We start from the raw sequence: 3,876 nt of genomic DNA, 5'->3' as shown, positions 1-3,876 counted from the left end.
CATATACGGCAGGACACACCCACACGCTCAAGATCCTGCACGGGTGACACATGTATCGGGACATCAACACTGACACATCTCATGGGACTGAAGAGCTGCTATAGCGACCACTCGCCACCAAGATCTCTCAGTTCGCTGAGGCCGTCGCCTTTGAGGGGGCGGTCTTCTTGGCGGCTGGGGAGGAGTTGGTGGCTCGCTTGGCGGGGGTGGCCTTCTTGGCGGCAGCCTTTTTGGCGGGTGCCTTTTTGGCGGCGGCCTTCTTGGCGGGGGTGGCGTCGGAGGAGGCGGCTGCCGCCTTCTTGGCGGGTGCCTTTTTAGCCGCTGCCTTCTTCTTGGGGGCGGGTCCCTTGGCGCGCTTCTCGGCGAGCATCTCGGAGGCCTGCTGGACGGTCAGTTCTTCCGGCGTCTGGCCGCGGCGCAGGGACGCGTTGAACTCGCCGTCCGTCACGTACGGGCCGAAGCGGCCTTCCTTGATCACCATCGGCTTGTCGGTGGCCGGGTCGTTGCCCATCTCGCGCAGTGGCGGCGCGGCGGCCCGGCGCTGGCGGGTCTTCGGGGCGGCTAGCAGGGCCAGCGCCTCGTCCAGCGTCACGGTGAAGAGCTTGTCCTCGCTCTCCAGCGAGCGGAAGTCGTCACCGCGCTTCACGTACGGGCCGTAGCGACCGTTGGCCGCGACGATCTCCGCGCCCTCGGGGTCCTTGCCGACCGTACGGGGCAGCTCCAGCAGCCGCAGGGCCTGCTCGAGGGTGAGCGTGTCCGGCGTCTGGGACTTGAACAGGCTGGACTTCTTCTCGCCGCTCTGCACGTACGGGCCGAAGCGACCCGACTTGAGCGTCACGGACTCGCCGGTGGCCGGGTCGTCGCCCAGGCTGCGCTCGCCGCCGCCACCCAGGTAGAGCTCGGTGACCTTCTCGACGGTCAGCTCGTCCGGCGCGACGCCCTCGGGGATGGACACCCGGTCCTCGGGCGCCTCCTCGGTCGAGTCGGGCAGGGCCCGCTGCAGGTACGGCCCGTAGCGGCCGACGCGGACCACCACGTTGCGGCCGGCGTCGTCGGTGAACAGCGGGATCGAGTTGACCGCGCGGGCGTCGATGTCGCTGAGGTTCTCGGTGACCATCTTCTTCAGGCCGCCGGCCTTGGCGATCGAGTCGTCCGCGCCCAGGTCGCTGCCGAAGTAGAAGGAGGTGAGGAAGTCCAGGGCCGCGTGGTCGCCACCGGCGATGTCGTCGAGCTGGGTCTCCATCGCGGCGGTGAAGTTGTAGTCGACCAGCCGCGGGTAGTGGCCCTCGAGCAGGCCGATGACCGCGAACGCGATGAACGACGGGATCAGCGCCTGGCCGCGCTTCTCCACGTACCCCCGGTCCTGGATCGTCCGCATGATCGACTCGTAGGTCGACGGGCGGCCGATGCCCAGCTCTTCGAGGGCCTTGACCAGCGACGCCTCGGTGTAGCGGGCGGGCGGCGAGGTGTGGTGACCGATCGCGTTGAGCTCCTCGGCCGTCAGCGGCTGGTCCTTGACCAGGTTCGGCAGGCGGCGCTCGGCGTCCTCGGCCTCGGCGTTCTCGTCGTCGGACGACTCGACGTAGGCGCGCAGGAAGCCCGGGTCGGTGATGGTCTTGCCGCTGGCCCCGAAGTCGACCTCTTCACCGGCGGTGGAGATCGCGCGGATGCGCACCGAGACGGAGTTGCCGACGGCGTCGGTCATCTGCGACGCGACCGTACGGCGCCAGATCAGCTCGTAGAGCTTGAACTCGTCGGTGGACAGCTCGTTGGCGACCTCGCCGGGGGTACGGAAGTTGTCCCCCGCGGGGCGGATCGCCTCGTGCGCCTCCTGCGCGTTCTTGACCTTGCCGGTGTAGCGGCGGGGCTGCGGCGGCACGTTGTTGGCGCCGTACAGCTCGGCGATCTGGCGGCGGGCCGCGCTGATGGCGGTCTCGGAGAGGTTCACCGAGTCCGTACGCATGTAGGTGATGTAGCCGTTCTCGTACAGCCGCTGGGCCGTGCGCATGGTCTGCGACGAGGAGAACCGCATCTTGCGGGCGGCTTCCTGCTGCAGCGTCGAGGTGATGAACGGTGCGTACGGCTTACGCCGGTACGGCTTCTCCTCCACGCGGGTGACCGTGAACGGGCGGTCCTCGAGACGCGCCGCGAGCCCGCGCGCCCCGTCGCCGTCCAGGTGGACCACGCCGGCGCCGGGCTTGACCTGGCCGGTGGTCGGCTCGAAGTCACGGCCGGTGGCGATCCGGTCGCCGTCCAGGGCGATCAGGGTGGCCGAGAACGACTTGGTGCCCTCGGTCTTGCCCTGCACCGACAGCAGAGCGTTGATGTCCCAGTACTCCGCGCTGCGGAACGCCATCCGCTGGCGCTCCCGCTCGACCACGATCCGGGTGGCCACGGACTGGACGCGCCCGGCGGACAGGCGGGGCATCACCTTCTTCCACAGGACGGGGCTGACCTCGTACCCGTAGAGCCGGTCCAGGATGCGCCGGGCCTCCTGCGCGTCGACCAGGTCCTTGTCGATCTCGCGCGGGTTGGCCACCGCGGCCTGGATGGCGGCCTTGGTGATCTCGTGGAAGACCATCCGCTTGATCGGGACCTTGGGCTTGATCGTCTCGACCAGGTGCCAGGCGATGGCCTCGCCCTCGCGGTCCTCATCGGTGGCGAGCAGGATCTCGTCGACCTCTTTGGCCAGCTTGGTCAACTTGGCGATCTGGGCCTTACGGTCCTGCGAGACCACGTAGAGCGCGTGGAAGCCGTTGTCGACGTCGACGCCGAGCCGCGCCCACGACTCGCCCTTGTACTTGGCGGGCACGTCGGCGGCGTTCTTCGGCAGGTCCCGGACATGGCCGAAGGAGGCCTCGACAAAATAGTCGGGCCCCAGATAGCCGGCGATCGTCTTGGCCTTCGACGGGGACTCGACGATGACCAGACGGGTCGTCCTGGCTTTCTCCGGCACGGCACTCCCACACTTCTCGATCGATCGGCGGACCGTCGCGGACGACGGACACGCGGACGTTCAACGTAACGCGCCGGACGAGCAGGCATTCCCCGGGCAACGGAGAAGTCGGATGGTAACGGTCCGGCCACCGCATGCGTCCGACGGCGACACCGTACACCGGGAACATGGCGTCGTGTCGGACACAATCGGGGAAGGTCAACCGGCGGCGGCGCCCGGCCACAGCCTTTCGGGTGCCGCGGCGGGCCGTTCGCCGACCAGCTCGGCGAGCCGGGCGAGACGCCTGCGACCTGCGATGACGTACGCCGGACCGGCCTGGATGGTGCCGGCCAGACCGACCCGGGTCAGCGCCGCGTCGGCGGCTTTGTCAAGAAAGCCGTCGGGATCCAGACCGAGCGCGTAGCCCTCGGGCCGCGGCGACCCGGCCGCGGCGACCCAGAGCCGCAGCTGCGACCCGGTCAGAAAGAGCCGGTCGGCCGGCGGTGGCCAGGCCCGGGCGAGCGGGTCCAGCCGGCTGCTGTAAGCGGTCCGGACCTCGAAAGAGACGGTACGGGGCTCCGCGTTCTCCTTCTTATCTACAGTCCCGGCTTCGACGTCCTCGGGCTCGTCGCCGGTCGCGCCCTCGTCGTCGGCTGCGGCCGGTTCGTCGGCCGGCTCGACGGGCTCCTCGACGGCCGCCAGCGTCAGCTCCACCGGCTCGGCCGTGAGTTCCGCCACGTGATCGTCGACGCCGTCGGTCGTCACCGGCGCCCAGGTGACCACCAGGCCCCGGGAGACCAGCTCCTCGACCAGCACGTGCACCCGCCAGGCGGCGTCGACCCGGACCGCGACTCTGGCCGTACCGCCCATCCGGCCCAGCCGCCCGGGACCGGTGAGCAGCCCGGCCAGGTCGGCCAGCGACGGATCGGCCGCCTCCACCC

The 3,876-nt window shown here is 69.6% G+C and carries 2 protein-coding genes; both read right to left on the bottom strand.

Annotated features, from left to right (window positions below; all coding sequences use genetic code 11):
- Window positions 1-127: 127 nt before the first annotated feature.
- The gene (topA, locus tag AB0C29_RS37445; RefSeq protein WP_360830782.1) at window positions 128-2,956 is read right to left on the bottom strand and encodes a type I DNA topoisomerase; all 2,829 of its coding nucleotides are present in this window, start codon (window positions 2,954-2,956) and stop codon (window positions 128-130) included.
- A 198-nt stretch (window positions 2,957-3,154) separates the two neighbouring features.
- Window positions 3,155-3,874: a hypothetical protein gene (locus tag AB0C29_RS37440; RefSeq protein WP_360830779.1), complete on the bottom strand. Its 720-nt coding sequence runs from the start codon at window positions 3,872-3,874 to the stop codon at window positions 3,155-3,157.
- Window positions 3,875-3,876: the final 2 nt, after the last annotated feature.

Source organism: Actinoplanes sp. NPDC048791, from assembly GCF_040650095.1.
Lineage (GTDB): Bacteria > Actinomycetota > Actinomycetes > Mycobacteriales > Micromonosporaceae > Actinoplanes.
Note: the sequence above shows the minus strand (reverse complement) of the source record. Positions and strands in the feature narration are given on the sequence as shown.